The following is an 18,522-nucleotide window of genomic DNA, read 5'->3' on the forward strand; positions in this document are numbered from 1 at the left end:
ACAAGACAATGAGTAAAGCATTAACAAAAACAGACTTTCACTTTCCTGGACAGAAAAGTGTGTATCATGGAAAAGTACGTGATGTGTATAACATCAATGACGAAAAGTTGGTAATGGTTGCTACCGACCGTATCTCGGCGTTCGACGTCGTATTGCCGGAAGGTATCCCTTATAAAGGACAGATGCTGAACCAGATTGCAGCCAAATTCCTGGATGCAACTACTGACATCTGCCCGAACTGGAAACTGGCTACTCCCGACCCGATGGTAACAGTGGGCGTAATGTGTCAGGGATTTCCTGTTGAAATGATTGTACGCGGTTACTTGTGCGGAAGTGCATGGCGTGCTTACAAGAGCGGTGTGCGCGAAATCTGCGGTGTACGTCTGCCGGAAGGCATGAGAGAAAACGAAAAGTTCCCTCACCCGATTATCACTCCGACTACCAAAGCTGAAATGGGATTGCACGACGAGGACATCTCTAAAGAAGAAATCCTGGCGAAAGGTCTGGCTACTCCTGAAGAATATGCCACACTGGAAAAATATACATTAGCTTTGTTCGAACGCGGTACTCAGATGGCTGCTGAACGCGGCTTGATTCTGGTGGATACCAAATATGAATTCGGAAAGCACAACGGTGAAATCTACCTGATGGACGAAATCCATACTCCGGACTCTAGCCGTTATTTCTATTCTGAAGGCTACCAAGAACGCTTCGAAAAAGAAGAACCGCAGAAACAGTTGTCAAAGGAATTCGTACGCGAATGGCTGATGGCCAACGGATTCCAAGGTAAGGAAGGACAGCAGGTTCCTGAAATGACTCCGGCTATCGTAGAATCTATCAGCGACCGCTACATTGAACTGTACGAACACATCACTGGCGAAAGCTTCGTGAAAGGTGAAACAGAAGACCTGACCAAACGTATCGAAAAGAACGTAACAGATTATTTGACTCTTTAATATCCCTATCTCCTTTTAAGGTGGCTCGTGCTGCCTTAAAGGGAGATTCAAAATTTATCCCATCCTAATATTTTTCGCATGTCTCACTATCCACAAGAAAAAATCAAGCCATATAATGAAGATGAGGGCAAGGCTGCTCAGGTAGAGAAAATGTTCGACCATATCGCCCCGGCCTACGACAACCTGAACCACCTGATGTCATGGGGAATCGACAAAAGCTGGAGAAGAAAGGCCATCCGCCTGCTGAAGCCCTACCACCCGCAACGCATCATGGACGTGGCTACCGGAACGGGAGACTTTGCCATTCAGGCCTGCCAGATGCTGCAACCTGCCGAACTGATTGGTACGGACATTTCGGAAGGCATGATGAACGTAGGACGGGAAAAAGTGAAACAACTGGGACTGGACAAGCAGATTTCTTTTGCGAAAGAGGACTGTACGGCTTTGTCGTTCCCAGACAACCGGTTCGATGCCATTACCGTGGCATTCGGTATCCGCAATTTTGAACACTTGGACCTCGGCCTGAAAGAAATGTACAGGGTACTGGTTCCCGGAGGACATCTGGTCATCCTGGAGCTGTCGGAACCGGAACATTTCCCCATGAAACAAGGATATGCAGTTTACTCCAAGGTGGTGATACCTGCACTGGGAAGACTGCTGTCGAAAGACCGTAGTGCCTATACTTATCTTCCTGAATCTATCAAGGCTTTCCCCCAAGGAGAAATCATGCAGGAAATTATCCGGAAAGCCGGCTTCAGCCAGGTAGAATTCAAGCGCCTGACAATGGGTACTTGCACACTCTATTTCGCTACCAAATAACTAAATTCTTTGAACCTTATGAAAAAATTTGGCTTAATCGGCTATCCGCTCGGACACTCATTCTCTAGAAATTTTTTCAATGAGAAGTTCCATTCCGAGAATATTGATGCCGAATATGTGAACTTTGAAATTCCAAGCATTGATGAACTTCCGCACATCATTCAGGCAAATCCTTCGCTTGCAGGACTGAATGTGACTATCCCTTACAAAGAGAAAGTTATTTCCTATCTGGACGAACTGGATAAGGATGCACGCGAAATCGGAGCGGTAAACGTAATTAAAGTGGAACACACCAAGGGAGGTACCAAACTGAAAGGATACAATTCGGACATCATCGGATTTGTGCGTTCCATCGAAGCGCTGCTGGAACCTTATCACAAGAAGGCATTGATCTTGGGTACCGGAGGAGCTTCCAAAGCCATTCATCAAGGATTGAAGCAACTGGGACTGGAGGTGCTGTTCGTTTCACGCAACAAGCACAATGACATGACCATTACTTACGAAGAAATTACCCCTGAAATCATGCAGGAATACAAGGTGATTGTCAACTGCACACCGGTGGGCATGTATCCGAAAGCAGATGAATGTCCGAATATTCCGTATGAACTGCTGACTCCCCAGCACTTGCTGTATGACTTGCTGTACAACCCCAACACCACGCTTTTCATGAAAAAAGGCAGCGACCAGGGAGCCATCGTAAAGAATGGACTGGAAATGCTCCTGCTACAGGCTTTTGGGGCTTGGGACATCTGGAACAGCTAAACATTTATCCTACATGACACTGAAGAAAAAAATTGGCTGGACAGCAGGAATTCTGCTTGTACTGATAGTGGGTATTTGCATAGGAGGAAGCCTTTACCTGATAGACTTTTCACTCCGCCCGGAAAACCGGGGAAAGAATATGGAGGAATCTGAAGCGTTCATGCGAACTGAATATCCGCAGATTGTTCCCTGGCTGGACAGCCTGCAACAGCATCATGCCTTGCGGGATACGTTTATCACCGCACCAGACGGAATCCGGATGCATGCGTTTTATGCACGTGCTTCCCGCCCTACCCGACGTACGGCCATCATCGTACACGGATATACAGACAATGCCATCCGCATGTTCCATATCGGCTACCTATATAACCACTCGCTGGATTACAACATTCTGCTGCCCGACCTGCGTTACACGGGACTGACAGAAGGAGATGCCATACAGATGGGCTGGCTCGACAGAAAGGACGTGTTGCAATGGATTGATACAGCTCCGGCTTTGTTTGGCGACTCGCTGAAGGCGGTGGTTCACGGTATTTCGATGGGGGCTGCCACCACAATGATGGTGTCGGGAGAAAAAACTCCTGAATACATCACCTGCTTTGTGGAAGACTGTGGCTATACCAGCGTGTGGGACCAGTTCAGCAAAGAGTTGAAAGGCCTTTTCGGACTCCCCCCCTTCCCGTTACTCTATACGGCCAGCTGGATTTGCCAACTCCAGAACGGATGGAACTTTCAGGAGGCGTCTGCCCTCTCACAAGTGGCTCGCTGTACGAAGCCCATGCTCTTCATCCATGGCGACAACGATGATTTTGTACCCACATGGATGGTGCACAAGGTGTATGCCGCCAAGCCTTCTCCTAAGGAAATCTGGATTACAGAAGGCGTAGATCACGCACACTCCTACAAGCTGTATCCGGATGAGTACACAGAAAAGGTAAAAGCGTTTACTGACAAATATGTTCGCTGAAACAGATAAAAACAAACCGGGTGTTTCAACTTGACTAATGAAACACCCGGTTTGTTTTTTTATTCCTTCTATAATATATAGGTACTTATGCCTGAAGTTCTTCGCATTCTTTCAACCATAATGCAGCACTGGCATCACTCGGCATACGCCAGTCTCCTCGCGGACTCAAAGATACGGAACCTACCTTCGGCCCATCGGGCAAGCAGGAACGCTTGAACTGTTGCGCAAAGAAACGGCGATAGAAGTTGGTAAGCCACTTCTTGATAGTCGTGCTGTCGTACACCCCACGGAAAGCAATCTCGGCCAGATAGAAAATCTTTGCCGGACGGAAACCAAAGCGCAGGAAATGGAAGAGGAAGAAATCGTGCAATTCATACGGTCCGACCAGATCTTCTGTTTTCTGCTTGATGTTGCCGTTCTCATCGGCCGGAATCAGTTCCGGGCTGATAGGTGTATCGATAATATCCAGCAAGGTGTTTCGTGAAAGCGTATCTACACCGGTCTGGGCCACCCAGTTTACCAGGTAGCGAACCAGGGTTTTAGGGATGCTGGCATTCACTCCATACATGGACATGTGGTCACCATTGTACGTGGCCCAGCCCAAAGCAAGCTCTGAAAGGTCACCGGTACCGATTACCAGTCCGCCAATCTTGTTGGCATAATCCATCAATATCTGGGTTCTCTCTCTGGCTTGACCGTTTTCGTAGGTCACATCATGCACGGACATATCCTGACCTATATCCTGGAAATGCTGGATGCAGGCATCCTTTATACTGATTTCTTTCGTAGTAACCTGCAGAGAACTCATCAGTGAAAGTGCATTGTGGTAGGTACGGTTTGTGGTACCGAAGCCCGGCATGGTGACTCCCACAATACCTTTACGAGACAGATTCAACTTATCAAAGGTCTTGACACAAACCAAAAGCGCCAAGGTAGAGTCCAGTCCACCGGAGATACCTAACACCACCGTCTTACAATTGGTGTGTACCAAGCGCTTGGCCAGTCCGGCTACCTGAATAGAGAAAATCTCCTCGCAACGTTCGTCCAGCTGGCGTTCACCAGAAGGCACAAACGGATGAGGCTCTACCGAACGGGTAAGAGTCAAATCGCGGGAAGCAACAAGTGCGGTAGAGATATGCTGCATAGGATGCTGATCGCGATACATACGTACGCTGCTGGAGAAAGTGGTATTCGTCAGACGTTCTCCTCTCAAACGCTCCACATCTATCTCGCTGACCACAAGCTGTTCTTCAAATGAGAAACGGTCGGAAGCGGCAAGCAGGCTTCCATTCTCGTAAATCAATGCGTTTCCGGCAAAAACCACATCGGTGGTAGATTCCCCGAAACCGCAGGATGAAAATACATATCCAGCCAGACAACGAGCTGACTGCTGTGCCAACAACGAACGGAGGTACTGATGCTTGCTGATATTTTCGGTATCGGCAGACAGGTTGAAGATTATCTCCGCACCTTTCAGAGCCAGTGCAGAGCTGGGAGGTACAGGCGCCCATACATCCTCACACAACTCGATTCCGAAGCATACATCCGGCGTATCGAACAGCAGATTTGTACCCATCGGCACCACCTGACCACACAAACGTACATTCATGGAATCCGGATGAGCCACGGCAGAAGTAAACCAGCGCTTCTCGTAGAATTCTTTATAATTAGGCAGATAAGTCTTAGGCACAATACCTAGAATCTTACCTTTCTGAAAAACCACAGCACAGTTCATCAGCGTAGAATTGACCACGACCGGCATACCGACAATGGAAATAATGTCCAGCTGACGGGTATTATTGACAATCTGCATCAAAGCCAGTTCAGCCTGCTCAAGCAATAAACTTTGCGCAAACAAATCTCCACAGGAATATCCTGTCAGGTTCAATTCCGGAAAAACAATAATCTGAATCCCCTTTCCATCGGCTATTACAATCTGTTTTTCCGTCTGTTGTGCATTGAATTTGCAGTCGGCTACTTTCACTGCAGGAACGACAGCCGCCACTTTTACAAAACCAAATCTCATATAAATTTGTTATATATAAATAGATATGCAAAAATAAACAGAATATTTGAACATCTACACAGAATAAAGAGGGAGATTTTAAAGAAAAGGCATAAAGCAAAAAAAATAAAAAACAGAGGAGAGTATTTGTGGTTATAAAAAATCTTTGTATATTTGCCTTTGAATTAGAATTGTAACAGTTACATAATTGAAAATAGATATGACAGCATACGAATACTTGCTCAGTTACCACATCAAGCCGTCTGTACAACGCATCGCCATCATGGACTATCTGTTGAACCATAAGACACATCCATGTATCGATGAAATATATACAGCTTTGTGCAAGGAAATCCCCACGCTCTCTAAAACAACGGTATATAATACGCTGAAGTTGTTTGTAGAACACGGCGCGGCCAAAATGCTGACCATAGATGAAAAAAATGCCTGCTTTGACGGAGATGTGCATCCGCATGCGCATTTTCAATGCAAGGTCTGCAATAAAATCTACGATGTAGAGATTCCACAGAATCTCAGTGAGGCAGAACCTTTCCGCAAAGAAGGTTTTATCGTGGAAGAAGTGCATCAGTATTATAAGGGAGTTTGCCCCGAATGTGCTGAAAAAGGATTGATGAATAACTAAGAATTAACTTATTAATATTATAACTAACTACTTAAAATTTTTGACTTATGAAAAAGTTTATCTGTACAGTTTGTGGTTACATTTACGAAGGTGAAACAGCTCCTGAAAAGTGTCCGTTGTGTAAAGCTCCTGCTTCTAAATTCAAAGAAATGGAAGAAGCTGAAGGTGGTTTGCAGTTTGTAGACGAACACGTAATCGGCGTAGCTAAAGGTTGCGACGACGAAATGATCAAAGACCTGAACAACCACTTCATGGGCGAATGTACTGAAGTTGGTATGTACCTGGCTATGAGCCGTCAGGCTGACCGCGAAGGCTATCCTGAAGTGGCAGAAGCTTTCAAACGTTATGCTTGGGAAGAAGCTGAACACGCTGCTAAATTCGCAGAACTGTTGGGTGACTGTGTATGGGATACTAAGACAAACCTTGAAAAACGTATGAACGCTGAATGCGGTGCTTGCGAAGACAAGAAACGTATCGCTACTCGTGCTAAACAGCTGAACCTGGATGCTATCCACGATACTGTTCACGAAATGGCTAAGGACGAAGCTCGTCACGGAAAAGGTTTCGAAGGCTTGTACAACAGATACTTCAAGAAATAATTGAAAGTATAGCTTTCATCACTAACGGAGGCCACCTCAATCACGAGGATGGCCTCTATTTTTTTCTTTTTGAGAACCATAAAAGCTGAATTCACAGTTCTTTAATCAAAGCCAGTACTCCTTCGGCAGTACCGGAGTACTTCTTCGGCAGTACTTCAGTACTTCCTTTACAGTACTGAAGTATTTCCCTGAAAGTACAGGGAAAACATATTATTCTACATAATCGAGTAGGAGGAACGGGATTAATTCCCGTTCCGACCTCTCACACCACCGTACGTGCCGTTCGGCATACGGCGGTTCCCTAATTAACCTTTAAACACAGGATGATAGTACATCTTAAAAGTAAGGTAACCAGCTCGAAGCAAACGCTCATCCGACAAAGCCGCTTGTACAGTGGGATGACTTGCCATTCGCCAGTATTTCTTACGACAAAAGGCAGCCATTCGCACACGGCTCTCATCGGGAATAAGCTTCTTCAGATTTCGATACCGGGTTCGGACTCGTTTCCAAGACTTCCAAATACACATCCGTATGCGATGACGGAGCCAGCCGTCCCATTCCTTTATCCTACTTTTGAGACCTGCAAACTTAAAATAGTTGAGCCAACCACGGATATACCAAGTCAAACGTTGTTTACGATATTCGTAGCTCCAGCCGTTATTACGGCTGGTGAGTTCACGTATCTTAATCTTCATCTTCTTGATACTATCGACATGGATGTAGAATTGGCATTTGCCATTTCTACGACCAAAGGCATAGGAAAGGAATTTGATGTCACGCATATAAGCAACATGGGTCTTATCCTTATTCACCTTTAGAAAAAGTTTCGTTTCAATAAAGGGAAGCAGATTATCCAATGTGCGTTGGGCGGAACGACGGCTTTTACAAAAGATGACCAAGTCATCAGCATACCGAACGAACAAATGCCCACGTCTCTCCAGCTCCTTGTCCAACTCATTAAGCATTATATTGCTTAATAAGGGACTCAATGGACCACCTTGAGGAACTCCGACCGGACTGGCCTCTTTCTTGCCTCCTATAAGTACACCGGAGTTCAGATATTTATGAATCAGAGAAATGACACGACCGTCTTTGATGGTACGTGACAGGATTTCTATCAACTTACTATGGCAGACTGTATCAAAGAATTTCTCCAAATCCATATCGACCGTGAACACATAACCGGCAGAGATATATTCGCCACATTTTAATAACGCATCATGAGCACTACGATGAGGGCGGAAACCATAGCTGGTTGGTGAAAATTGAGGTTCATAAAGAGGTTGAAGCACTTGTGAGATGGCTTGCTGAATCAAACGGTCAACAACCGTGGGGATACCCAAGTTACGTGTCTTCCCATTCGACTTGGGAATCTCCACACGACGCACGGGGTTCGGATGGTAGTTACCATCATAAATGGAAGCTATTAGCTTATCCTTGTGGCAACGAAGATAAGGAAGCAACTCGTCCACTTCCATACGGTCAATGCCGCCACTACCCTTGTTACTCTTTACCTGTTTATAAGCAAGGTTTAGATTAGAAGGGGAAAGAATGTATTCCAATAACTCTCCTTTTTCCTGTTTAATGGCTGTAAGATGATTTTCAGTTATCCCAATGAAAGTCTGCATACCAATCAGCACTTCAGGTTCCACCCTCTGCGCCGATTGGTCGGATAGAGTTTCTATGTTCTGCTTTCTTCCCATCATAAGGTAACATTCAGGTATCTTACATAATTAAGGTTCAGCCCTTCCCCATTATGGTGAGTAACAGGTACTATGGCTTCGGCTGGACACCCTTGCCTTGGGCTAACGATTCCCACTATCAGGGCTCGTTCGGGACTTACACCCTATAGCGCACGCCCATGCTGGGCGTACTAAGAAAGGCTGCCCCAATTCTCTTGGAACAGCCCTGTCTTGTTTATATATCTACAAAAATGATTAACTGTTTGTCTTTCCTAACCAGGTCAGTCGATGCCAGACAGTTTCTAATGGACCACGTTTGAAATGGCGGAACCACCAGTGAGCAAAAGCAAGCTGGGCCAGGAAGAATGCGATTCCGACCAATAAACTCAACGTAGTGCCACAAGATTTATGCAAGGCCAGTCCGTAACCGAAATACAGGAAACTGCCTATCACTGATTGCATGATATAGTCGGTCAGACTCATTCTTCCGTAGGGTACAAGTATCTTCAGTATCCGCCCCTTCCCCATCCAATACAACAAGAGGAATGCGGATACAATGGCCAGCATAAAGCAGAAGTTATACCAGGAATTAAAAATGGTCTTCAAACTGTCAAGTACCAAAGGCTGTGAAGCTATTGAGAATATAAAACCTTTAAGGAAATAGAAAATCACCGCCAAAGGAAGTGAAAAGCATAACACATAAGTCCAGAATGTACGTGCCTTTGTCAGAGTAGCTTCAGAAGAAGAATCAAAATATCCCACACGTCCTATCCACAAACCAAGGATGAACAAAGAGCAGGTCTGGAAAACTCGTCCGTAACACCAGGCCCAGTTCAGGCTGGCCAACTGACCGATTGTGAAATTTACCTTCACCATCTCCCACCAGGATTCACCTCCTAACTGAGGATATACATCGCCCAACGAGAAAATCATCTGCTTCGGTGCATATTCAGGATTGACAAAACCACACAGCACTTTCAGCCATTCTACGGGCTGCAGCATCAATATCAGTGCCAGTATCAGCAATCCCTTGTTGCTCCAATGACGTACAGGCACAAGAATAAAACCTAAAATGGCATATAGCACCAAGATTTCACCCGGGAAAAACAAAGAATTGACAAAGCCGAAACCAAGCAATAGCAGCAAGCGCCACATATAGCGGTTCCTAAAATCTTCTCCTCTTTTTTCCGATCCCCGGCTCTGCAAATAAAATGTGAAGCCGAACAGCAAGGCAAAAATAGCGTATGCCTTACCCGAGAACATGAAGAACAGCATGTCCCACAAGCTTTTATCTAAAGCGCCAAGCACCGGAGAGGTAGTTTCCGGAAAAGAATAAAAATTAAAATGTTCAATGTTATGAAGCAGGATAATCCCCATTACCGCGAATCCTCGTAACGCATCAATAGCCAGGATTCGCTCTTTCTTTTGAATGTTTTCCATCGTCTGTAAAATTAACAATAAAAAAACGGGAAACCTGTTTTTAAAAAGCAGGCTTCCCGTTTCTACAATTATGGCACGCCATCTCCCACAAAAGAGAATGTGCCTTATCTCATATTTTTATCTTAGTTCTTTGCAGAATCATTTACGGCAGCCGGAGCAGTAGTAGCCGCAGCATCAGTCTTCTGAGGAGCAGCAAAACCTGCAGGAGCATTCAACGGATTTGTTTTCTGCTCTTTTACAGCCTGTTCCATGATTACTGAAGAACCTTCTGCCTGAGAAGGAACTACGTAAGAAGTAGCTACACTGATTACTACCATGAAAGCAGCCAAACCCCAAGTCAGTTTTTCAATAAAGTCAGTTGTCTTACGAACTCCCATAATCTGATTAGACGAAGCGAAGCTAGAAGAGAGTCCTCCTCCTTTTGAATTCTGTATCAGTACCACAAAGCACATCAATACAGCAGCAAGCACCATTAATACAACAAATAATAAATACATTTTCTTTTATTTTGATTTAGCGTTAATAATCAATTTTTCCAAAAACCTGATTTGGTCTGCAAAGTAAGTATTTTTTTTCGGATATTTCAAATTTAATTTTTTAATAATTTCCAGCGCTTTATCATAGCGTTGCTGTTTAACATAAATTTTAGCCAAAGTTTCCGTAAAATAATCTTCACCTTCTTCCGTATCAGACTCTTCTTTTTCTGTATCAGGCACCACCTCCTCCGTTTCTACAGTCTCTGAAGAAGATTCCTCCTCCAACAAAGCAGTCTCCTTTATCGGCTCCACTCCTTCGGCTTCTTCACAGGCCGCCTGTTCTATAAAGTGGTCGATTAAATCTTGTCCGCGCAGGGGATTTACAGAAGCGGTTTCTGTATTTTCCTCCTTTTCCATCAGCACAGAGGTATAATCCACTGCTTCTACCGGCAAAGGAAAGAGTTTTTCCACAGAAAGGTCCTTATCATCAGCCAGAAAACGGTCAATCAGGTCCAGCGTTCTGTCAGATGTTTCTGACGATATGTTTTCTTTTTCGGCTACATGCCGGTTAATGACAAACTTATCCCCTTCAATGGCATAAAACAGGATGCTCAAATCGGCTACAAACAAAGCCCCCTTGCGCAACTCATCTTTAAAAGAAGGGTCACGCAACAGATACAGATTCTTTAAATACAAAATACGGGCTGTCTGGAAAAAAGGATACTGTACCAAAAGCTGTCTTAATTCATACAAGCTTTCAGTGCCCAGCTCTTCCGGGTGTTCAATCCAATGCTGTAGTCGTTGTTGTACCATCATTCCTGCTCTTACCAGTTGGCTACAGTTGCATTAAATATCTGCTCCACAATTTCATCAATCATCTGCTGTACAAGCTCTTCTTGCACGGACGACAACTGCTGGCTGGCATTGTATTCACGGCTGGCAGTAAACTGCTGATCAGAAATATCTTCCGCATGATTGGTATTATTGACAAATCTCACATTTACCGTCATTCTCAACTCTGCCATCGTAGAATAACCATCAGAACCGACTCCTTTATTGTAAGCATCGTAGTTCGTAATTTCACCCGACAATTCCAAGTCACCTCCCTGACGAACCTGTTTCAGACGAGTCTGCTGCATATATTTATCCTGCAAAGCCGTGTTGAACATCGACTCCATCGGTCCCCATACAAAGGCAGCCGAGCGGTTCGGAAAGTTCTGGAAACTGATTGTCTTCACCTTATCATAGTTAATGGAAGATCCATTAAATTTATACGAAACCGTACATGCCGTAAGGATACACAAACAAACGGCCAGAAAATATTTACTCAGTCTGCTATATTTTTTATTCAAGTCCATATTCTTTGATTTTTCTATAAAGGGTACGTTCTGAAATTTTCAAATCATTCGCTGCATTTTTTCTTTTTCCATGATGACGTTCCAATGCCTTACGAATCATTTCCTTCTCCACTTCATCCAGTGAAAGATTCTCTTCAATGTATTCTTCCGTATCCTGCACATCATCCGACACATCTGCATGCGTAACCTTCACATTCGGATTTACTTGTGACACATTCGTTACTGGAGTCACGCTGGATACCTTACCCACTTCTTCGGCAGGATTTAGCACCACTGCAGAAGGCTGTATCAGGCTGGACGGAGTTTCAGGAATATAATGTACCGGCATAGACGACGGAGTCGTGACCGTTCCACCAGCTGCACGTTCGGCCATGATGTCATGTACCAGTTTCTTCAATTCAGTTACATCCCTCCGCATATCGAACAACACCTGATAAAGTATCTCCCTCTCGCTCTGGAAACCCTTTTCACCTTGCGGCTTCACGCCACCCAGCAATGTCGGGTATTTTGATACGGGTTGAGCAGGCAAATACCCCCGAAGAATTTCGGCAGTAATCTCACGGTTGGTTTCAATAATAGAGATTTGTTCCGTGATATTTTTCAACTGACGGATATTACCCGGCCAGGTATACGACACGAGCAACTGCTTGGCATCCTCCATCAACTGAATAGCCGGCATACGGTATTTTTCGGCAAAATCTGCGGCAAACTTACGGAACAAAAGAGGAATATCATCCGGACGTTCACGCAGTGCCGGCACTTTAATAGGCACCGTATTCAGACGATAGTACAAGTCTTCACGGAAACGTCCGTTCGCTATGGCTTCCGTAAAATCCACATTCGTGGCTGCCACAATCCGGACATCCGTTTTCTGCACTTTGGAAGAGCCGACCTTTATATATTCTCCGCTTTCAAGCACACGAAGCAAACGAGCCTGAGTAGAAAGAGGAAGTTCACCCACCTCATCCAGAAAGATGGTGCCGCCATTAGCCTCGGCAAAATACCCGTTACGGTCGCTGATGGCACCGGTAAATGCCCCTTTCTCATGACCAAATAATTCGGAATCAATCGTACCCTCCGGAATGGCTCCACAGTTTACCGCAATATACGGTCCGTGTTTTCTCCGGCTAAACTGATGGACTATCTGAGGGAAGCTTTCCTTACCGACTCCACTTTCTCCCGTCACCAGTACGGACAAATCTGTAGGAGCTACCTGAATAGCCACATCAATGGCACGGTTCAACCCTTCACAATTGCCTATGATGCCAAAACGAAGTTTTACATTCTGTATCTCTGATTTCACCATATAGTCTTCGATTATATGGCAAATTTACAAAAAGTTTGAAACCCGTACATGCATTTACTCCAAAAAGTATAATTTAGAATACGGTACGAATCATGAAGCGTATGCCCCATTTGCTGGCTGTAGGCAGTTCATTGTAATTCAAACGACGCACATATTCCACATGGAGCAACTTGAAGATATTATGAATACCCGCACTTACCTCCACATAAGGTTTCTTGGGGTCCATGACATAGCTCGAGGTATGATAATTGCCCGCTGCATCGTAATGTCCCGGGAACAACATCAGCTCCGTATCATTGGCATTCTGCGGGAGCAACGGATTATTCTTGTCGGTAAGTGTACCCCATAAACATTTCACGCCGATAAATTCACGCCATTTCAACTTCTTCAGAAGAGGAATACGGTTGAAGATTTTTCCCTGCAAATTCCATGATACATCCAGCGACGCATAACGGTCGTTCAGGAACTCCATATTATTAATCAAGCTGAAAGTCTCGTCCTGAAGAATATAAGACAAGTTGGCCGCTGGCATAATCAGCAAGGGGAAAGGCACCTTATTCCATTGAATTCCTCCTTTTACACAAGTATCAATGTTTCCCCAAGAACTCAGCCAAAAGCGCTTGTAGAGACTCATTTCCGTCATGTTATAGGTATAATCACTACCTAAGATACCTTTCAACCCCAGCGTATGCTGCAACGTAAAAACCGGTGCATCGAGATTGACCGGCAAACGGCGCTGCTTGGTATTGATGAATGTTTCTCCCGGTGCATAACGAAAAGCCAGCGTAGCCTCAGCCAGTGAAAAATCCTTCGTATTATAAGGAGAATGTACCCATTCCGTTCCTGTCAGTGCACCCGATGCCAAATCCTGCTGCAACTGATTTTCCTGTGCCATGGTACGATAAAACAATTTTCCACAAGCCTCCAGATTGGTATGCTTCAGCATAAAGGTCGTTTTCAAACCGCTTTCCTTCTCCAGTTCATACTTCACGCTGGCCGTACGCTCGTAGTTATACTGGTCGACCGATGTCACCTTGAACGAAGTAAACACATTGTCCTTGTCGGTTCCCATAAATTTGTCGGACGGTAACATGTTATCGTACGAATACGACAGCGTCAACGAATTAATCGGATACTCACGGGGAAGGTATTCCCTCTTGTTGAAAGAATATTCCACCTCAGCCTTGTATTTTGACTTCTCATCCTTAAAACCATAGGCATAATATCCGCGCAAGAAGAGATGAGGATTCAGGTTCGCTGTGGTTTGTGCAGAAGCTCTCAAACGCAACCCGTCAATGTAGTTGCTTGAAATCATCGTATTAATCGGACCAATATCCACCTTACTGGGTCTTCCCTTCACTCCTGTTTCAACAAAGTTTTCGATAAAGGCCTTGGCCACAAATATGATGTACTTGAATCCCTTGATTTTTGCCAGATTGTCCACGAACTGCCCCATATTATCCTCCGACTTCGTCAATTCCGTCGGACGATATTCCTTCCAGAAGGAGTCGTCACGCATCATGGCATTGACATCCTTTATCTCATCTCCCTTCTTCTTGAATATCTTGGCAGGAATCTCGTCAAATCCAAAATCAGAATATCGCGTGGTACGCCTTACCTGAAAAGAGCCCAAAATTTTCTTCAAATAAGACAATTCACACAGCATGTCATCTTCCATCAGCACCCATTCTCCCGTAGACAACTGACCGAACTTCTGTTCAATAATCATGTTATCCACAAAGTTTATATCGGTCTTCTTCGGAAGATTCATGATACATTTATTCACACGGAAAGTAGAATCCGCAAGGATATACAAATGACCGGTAAAACCGAAATCCTGTGAGTTGTTGGGCACGAAAGTCAAGTGGAAACATTTTTCCTTGTCCACCATCACCGTATCCATGATGTAATACTTATAGAAATTGATACCCGCATTCGAAATCGGACTATCGAACGGGTACTGAAGGAAACGGAAGCGGTCCTGATAAATATTAATATCCTGGAACACATCTTTCAATACAGTCGACAGCATATCGCCCGTATTAAACAGTTCATTGACTCCCGTAGAGTTAATACCTTTTACAATTGTCTTTTCATCGTGAGGATTCTTCCGGTACAATTTTTCTGTCACCGTCTCGTCCACCGAAATAGGCAGAATATTCTTACCCGTCACGCTACACTGCTCCACCTGGTCACGGAAGAAAGGATACTTCTTAAACAGGTTCGATTCACGCAACGAGTCGGTTGTAATATTATTTAAAGAGAATGTAATCTTCTGATACTTATTATAATGATAAAAATCATTCACACCCAAATCATTCAGTTTCTTGGCTGCAATAACTTTCTTCATCATTTCCACTGCCGGATTATTCTTTCGAGAATATTTTTCCTTCTTGGGCTTCACCACGACCTCATCCAGCACCAAGTCGGGCTTCATTTTGACATTCAATGTCTTCGTCTTGGCAGACACATCACGTACCTCCGTACCATAACCCACCATAGAAAAGGTCAATTTATTCCACCCTGTATGAGCAGCTATTGAATATTTACCATCTATATCTGTAATAGTTCCCACCCCTTTTCCATCATAATATACATTCAAATAAGGGATAGGGTCACCCGTTTCAGAGTCTGTAACAACTCCACTGATTTGCGCAGAAAGTTTCACAACTCCCAGACACAACACGATTAAAAAAAGCAATCTTTTTATCATATATCTCATTAACACCTTAATAGTCCAGCTTATCAAGTTTGTAAAAATACAGAGTGAAATAATCTCTTACAAATTTCACTCCCCGAAAAACGATATTCTTACCTTTTTTTATGAATAATAGAATATAATTTCTTCTCTCACCTACGAAAAAAACGGCAATGAAGCGCTCTCCATTGCCGGTTTTATTTTTTACAAAAAAGACATTAAGCCTTAGTCAATTTCTTCGTCAGCTTCATATCCTCCCATCTCACGCAAAGCATTCTTCAGCATGACATATTGCTGGAACAAATGATTCACCGGAACTTCCCCTTCTGTATAATCATGCATCGGGCTCTTCAGGAAGAAGCTCAAGAAGCGTTGTGTTCCATAACGTCCGGCACGTGCAGCCAAGTCGCTCAACAATACCAAATCCAGACACAACGGAGCAGCCAAAATAGAATCCCTGCACAAGAAGTTAATCTTAATCTGCATCGGATAGCCCATCCAACCGAAAATATCAATATTATCCCAGCCTTCCTTGTTGTCATTGCGAGGCGGATAATAGTTGATACGTACCTTGTGATAATAATCAGAATACAAGTCCGGCTGGTCTTCCGGTACCAGAATAGATTCCAGTGTAGAAAGCTTGCTCACTTCTTTTGTATGGAAGTTAGCCGGTTCATCCAACACAAGACCGTCGCGGTTTCCTAAAATATTGGTAGAGAACCATCCTGACAATCCCAGACAACGTGTACCGATAATCGGCGCAAAACCTGACTTCACCAATGTCTGACCAGTCTTAAAATCCTTACCGGCAATCGGCATCTTAGTCTGTTCTGCCATTTCCCACATCGCCGGAATATCCACTGTGGTATTCGGCGCACCCATGATGAAAGGAGCTCCTTCGGCCAAAGCAGCGTATGCATAACACATAGAAGGAGCAATGTGTTCGCGGTCATCCTGCTTCATTGCGTTCTCCAACGCAGCCAAGGTGCCATGTACGCTTTCACAAACCGGTACGTAAATTTCAGTAGAAGCAGCCCAAAGCACAACGATACGTGCACAGTTGTTGTCTGCCTTAAATTTACGAATGTCTTCTCTCAACTGTTCCACCATATCCCAACGGGTAGCACAATCCTTCACATTGTTTCCATCCAGGCGTTTGGCGTAGTTACGGTCAAAAGCAGCCTTCATCGGCACAATCTTTTCCAGTTCATCTTTCACCGGATTAATATCCTTCTCACGCAACACCTCGCAGTTGATAGCCGACTCATACGCATTAGCCGGATATACATCCCATGCACCAAAAACAATATCATCCAGTTTGGCCATCGGCACAATTTCATTATAATGCAAATATTTCTTTGCATCTCCACGCCCTACACGAATCTTATCATACTGCGTCATTGAGCCCACCGGCTTTGCCAATCCTTTACGAGTCATTAAAACCCCTGTCATAAACGTGGTAGCCACAGCTCCCAAACCAACACACAATACGCCCAGCTTACCTTCTGCGGGCTTTACATTCATTTTTTCCATTTCTAAATTTCTTTTTCTCCTAGTAACTTTACATTAATTCTTGCCTTTGAAACTCAGTCTTTTTCAAGAATCTATCCCAAAGAGCAGGAACAAACTGTTCAAAGTTAAGACTTTGTTTGATTCAATAAAGCTTTTATGAGCTTTTTTATTTGCTAATAAGTAAAAATAAGCCATAAATTCAGAAGAAAAAGCCATTAACCGACTTATCAGAGAGTAAAATAATGCGTATCTTTGCAGACGCATTTAAAGAAATACTCAACTACATGAATGATATTTGTTGCATTGGACACATTACATTAGACAAAATTGTAACTCCAAAACAAACGACTTACATGCCGGGAGGCACTTCTTACTACTTTTCACACGGTATACGTAGACTGAAAGATTTCAAAAACTACAAGCTGGTTACTGCTGTGGCTCCTAGTGAATATGGCATTATTGAAGAAATGAGAAAAGAAGGGCTTCAAGTAGAAGTCCTGCCAAGCCGTCACACCGTATATTTTGAAAATACATACGAAGAGAATCAGGACAACCGTTCCCAGCGTGTATTGGCTAAGGCTGACCCTTTCACTGCAGATGCTTTAAAAGATGAAAATGCACACATCTTCCATTTAGGAAGTTTGCTGGCGGATGACTTTCCACTTGAAGTAGTAAAGGAGTTGGCTCAGAAAGGTACATTGGCTGTCGACGCACAAGGCTATCTCCGGAAAGTGGAAGGTGAGCACGTATTCCCTGTAGACTGGCATGAAAAGAAAAAAGCCCTGAAATACATTGATATTTTGAAAGTCAATGAACATGAAGCTGAAGTGCTGACGGGATTCAAAGACCCTGAAAAAGCAGCAAAGCAACTGGCTCAATGGGGTGTGAAAGAAGTCCTGCTGACTTTAGGAAGCCTTGGCTCACTTATTTATGCAGAAGGAAAGTTCTATAAGATTCCGGCATACGCTCCTAAAGAAGTAGTAGATGCCACCGGATGCGGTGATACCTACGTACTTGGTTATCTTTATATGCGAAACAAAGGAGCTTCATACGCAGAAGCAGGATGTTTCGCAGCTGCCATGTCTACTATCAAGCTGGAGAAATCCGGTCCTTTTTCCGGAACAGAAGAAGAAGTATGGCATATCTTGAAAAGCAACAAACAAAAGCCGGAAGTACTAGTTGCCCAATAACCCAAATTTTTCATACAAATAACAATCAAGGGGGGCCTGCTGATTTCAGCTTGCCCCTTTTTTTACCTGTCATCCCTGACAGTTACCCCATCTTTCCTGTCAGATAAGG

16 protein-coding genes are annotated in these 18,522 nt (G+C 44.1%); 7 read left to right on the forward strand and 9 right to left on the reverse strand.

From position 1 onward, the window contains the following. Nucleotides 1-8: 8 nt before the first annotated feature. From WKT20_RS10550 to WKT20_RS10565, 4 genes are all read left to right on the forward strand, one after another. Complete coding sequence (locus tag WKT20_RS10550) at nt 9-956, forward strand: phosphoribosylaminoimidazolesuccinocarboxamide synthase (protein WP_007562397.1); 948 nt, start codon at nt 9-11, stop codon at nt 954-956. A 78-nt stretch (nt 957-1,034) separates the two neighbouring features. After that, nucleotides 1,035-1,775 (forward strand): bifunctional demethylmenaquinone methyltransferase/2-methoxy-6-polyprenyl-1,4-benzoquinol methylase UbiE, encoded by a 741-nt coding sequence (ubiE, locus tag WKT20_RS10555; RefSeq protein ID WP_007562395.1) that lies wholly within the window; start codon nt 1,035-1,037, stop codon nt 1,773-1,775. Between the two features lie 18 nt (nt 1,776-1,793). Then, nucleotides 1,794-2,537, forward strand: coding sequence for a shikimate dehydrogenase family protein (locus WKT20_RS10560; protein WP_007562393.1), 744 nt, complete (start codon nt 1,794-1,796; stop codon nt 2,535-2,537). A gap of 13 nt (nt 2,538-2,550) precedes the next feature. Beyond that, a complete protein-coding gene (locus WKT20_RS10565) occupies nt 2,551-3,504 on the forward strand; it encodes an alpha/beta hydrolase (protein ID WP_118026263.1) in 954 nt (317 codons plus the stop codon). A gap of 85 nt (nt 3,505-3,589) precedes the next feature. Here the strand turns inward: WKT20_RS10565 and WKT20_RS10570 are convergent, their stop codons facing one another. Beyond that, a complete protein-coding gene (locus tag WKT20_RS10570) occupies nt 3,590-5,530 on the reverse strand; it encodes an NAD(+) synthase (RefSeq protein ID WP_118166038.1) in 1,941 nt (646 codons plus the stop codon). A gap of 199 nt (nt 5,531-5,729) precedes the next feature. Between WKT20_RS10570 and WKT20_RS10575 the strand changes: the two genes are divergently transcribed. Next, the gene (locus WKT20_RS10575) at nt 5,730-6,152 is read left to right on the forward strand and encodes a Fur family transcriptional regulator (RefSeq protein WP_007562388.1); all 423 of its coding nucleotides are present in this window, start codon (nt 5,730-5,732) and stop codon (nt 6,150-6,152) included. A 47-nt stretch (nt 6,153-6,199) separates the two neighbouring features. Beyond that, on the forward strand, nt 6,200-6,751 hold the full coding sequence (locus tag WKT20_RS10580) for an NADH peroxidase (RefSeq protein ID WP_007562386.1): 552 nt from the start codon (nt 6,200-6,202) through the stop codon (nt 6,749-6,751). Nucleotides 6,752-7,056: 305 nt separating this feature from the next. Here WKT20_RS10580 and ltrA read toward each other — a convergent pair whose 3' ends face one another. The 8 genes from ltrA to WKT20_RS10620 all read right to left on the reverse strand — a co-directional run bounded on the left by ltrA (nt 7,057) and on the right by WKT20_RS10620 (nt 17,244). Next, nucleotides 7,057-8,457, reverse strand: a complete 1,401-nt coding sequence (gene ltrA, locus WKT20_RS10585; RefSeq protein WP_340417340.1) for a group II intron reverse transcriptase/maturase — start codon at nt 8,455-8,457, stop codon at nt 7,057-7,059. A 231-nt stretch (nt 8,458-8,688) separates the two neighbouring features. After that, nucleotides 8,689-9,873: a DUF418 domain-containing protein gene (locus WKT20_RS10590; protein ID WP_340417341.1), complete on the reverse strand. Its 1,185-nt coding sequence runs from the start codon at nt 9,871-9,873 to the stop codon at nt 8,689-8,691. A gap of 122 nt (nt 9,874-9,995) precedes the next feature. Beyond that, the gene (gene secG, locus WKT20_RS10595; RefSeq protein WP_007562383.1) at nt 9,996-10,370 is read right to left on the reverse strand and encodes a preprotein translocase subunit SecG; all 375 of its coding nucleotides are present in this window, start codon (nt 10,368-10,370) and stop codon (nt 9,996-9,998) included. A 6-nt stretch (nt 10,371-10,376) separates the two neighbouring features. After that, nucleotides 10,377-11,162 carry a tetratricopeptide repeat protein gene (locus WKT20_RS10600; RefSeq protein ID WP_118242551.1) on the reverse strand — a complete coding sequence of 262 codons (786 nt, stop codon included), beginning with the start codon at nt 11,160-11,162 and terminating at the stop codon, nt 10,377-10,379. Between the two features lie 11 nt (nt 11,163-11,173). Continuing rightward, nucleotides 11,174-11,707, reverse strand: coding sequence for an LptE family protein (locus WKT20_RS10605; RefSeq protein WP_007562379.1), 534 nt, complete (start codon nt 11,705-11,707; stop codon nt 11,174-11,176). Beyond that, nucleotides 11,694-13,013, reverse strand: coding sequence for a sigma-54 interaction domain-containing protein (locus WKT20_RS10610; protein ID WP_118165464.1), 1,320 nt, complete (start codon nt 13,011-13,013; stop codon nt 11,694-11,696). Before WKT20_RS10610 ends, WKT20_RS10605 begins: the two co-directional genes overlap by 14 nt. A 73-nt stretch (nt 13,014-13,086) precedes the next feature. Further along, nucleotides 13,087-15,735: a DUF5686 and carboxypeptidase-like regulatory domain-containing protein gene (locus WKT20_RS10615; RefSeq protein ID WP_370859387.1), complete on the reverse strand. Its 2,649-nt coding sequence runs from the start codon at nt 15,733-15,735 to the stop codon at nt 13,087-13,089. Nucleotides 15,736-15,936: 201 nt separating this feature from the next. Continuing rightward, the gene (locus WKT20_RS10620) at nt 15,937-17,244 is read right to left on the reverse strand and encodes an inositol-3-phosphate synthase (protein ID WP_118441271.1); all 1,308 of its coding nucleotides are present in this window, start codon (nt 17,242-17,244) and stop codon (nt 15,937-15,939) included. Nucleotides 17,245-17,507: 263 nt separating this feature from the next. On the opposite strand from WKT20_RS10620, the gene WKT20_RS10625 reads away from it, so the two are divergent. Continuing rightward, complete coding sequence (locus tag WKT20_RS10625; protein WP_040313111.1) at nt 17,508-18,413, forward strand: PfkB family carbohydrate kinase; 906 nt, start codon at nt 17,508-17,510, stop codon at nt 18,411-18,413. The last annotated feature ends 109 nt before the right edge of the window (nt 18,414-18,522 follow it).

This window comes from Phocaeicola sp. ICN-14070, assembly GCF_037892625.1.
Classification (GTDB): Bacteria; Bacteroidota; Bacteroidia; order Bacteroidales; family Bacteroidaceae; genus Phocaeicola; species Phocaeicola plebeius.

Excerpts from the sequence above, each read along its gene's own strand:
- WKT20_RS10625 (WP_040313111.1), top strand. The coding sequence starts at position 17,508 with ATGAATGATATTTGTTGCATTGGACACATTACATTAGACAAAATTGTA.
- WKT20_RS10590 (WP_340417341.1), bottom strand. The coding sequence starts at position 9,873 with ATGGAAAACATTCAAAAGAAAGAGCGAATCCTGGCTATTGATGCGTTA.
- WKT20_RS10570 (WP_118166038.1), bottom strand. The coding sequence starts at position 5,530 with ATGAGATTTGGTTTTGTAAAAGTGGCGGCTGTCGTTCCTGCAGTGAAA.
- WKT20_RS10575 (WP_007562388.1), top strand. The coding sequence starts at position 5,730 with ATGACAGCATACGAATACTTGCTCAGTTACCACATCAAGCCGTCTGTA.
- secG (WP_007562383.1), bottom strand. The coding sequence starts at position 10,370 with ATGTATTTATTATTTGTTGTATTAATGGTGCTTGCTGCTGTATTGATG.
- ltrA (WP_340417340.1), bottom strand. The coding sequence starts at position 8,457 with ATGATGGGAAGAAAGCAGAACATAGAAACTCTATCCGACCAATCGGCG.
- WKT20_RS10550 (WP_007562397.1), top strand. The coding sequence starts at position 9 with ATGAGTAAAGCATTAACAAAAACAGACTTTCACTTTCCTGGACAGAAA.
- WKT20_RS10605 (WP_007562379.1), bottom strand. The coding sequence starts at position 11,707 with ATGGACTTGAATAAAAAATATAGCAGACTGAGTAAATATTTTCTGGCC.
- WKT20_RS10560 (WP_007562393.1), top strand. The coding sequence starts at position 1,794 with ATGAAAAAATTTGGCTTAATCGGCTATCCGCTCGGACACTCATTCTCT.
- WKT20_RS10615 (WP_370859387.1), bottom strand. The coding sequence starts at position 15,735 with ATGAGATATATGATAAAAAGATTGCTTTTTTTAATCGTGTTGTGTCTG.
- WKT20_RS10610 (WP_118165464.1), bottom strand. The coding sequence starts at position 13,013 with ATGGTGAAATCAGAGATACAGAATGTAAAACTTCGTTTTGGCATCATA.
- WKT20_RS10565 (WP_118026263.1), top strand. The coding sequence starts at position 2,551 with ATGACACTGAAGAAAAAAATTGGCTGGACAGCAGGAATTCTGCTTGTA.
- ubiE (WP_007562395.1), top strand. The coding sequence starts at position 1,035 with ATGTCTCACTATCCACAAGAAAAAATCAAGCCATATAATGAAGATGAG.
- WKT20_RS10580 (WP_007562386.1), top strand. The coding sequence starts at position 6,200 with ATGAAAAAGTTTATCTGTACAGTTTGTGGTTACATTTACGAAGGTGAA.
- WKT20_RS10620 (WP_118441271.1), bottom strand. The coding sequence starts at position 17,244 with ATGGAAAAAATGAATGTAAAGCCCGCAGAAGGTAAGCTGGGCGTATTG.
- WKT20_RS10600 (WP_118242551.1), bottom strand. The coding sequence starts at position 11,162 with ATGGTACAACAACGACTACAGCATTGGATTGAACACCCGGAAGAGCTG.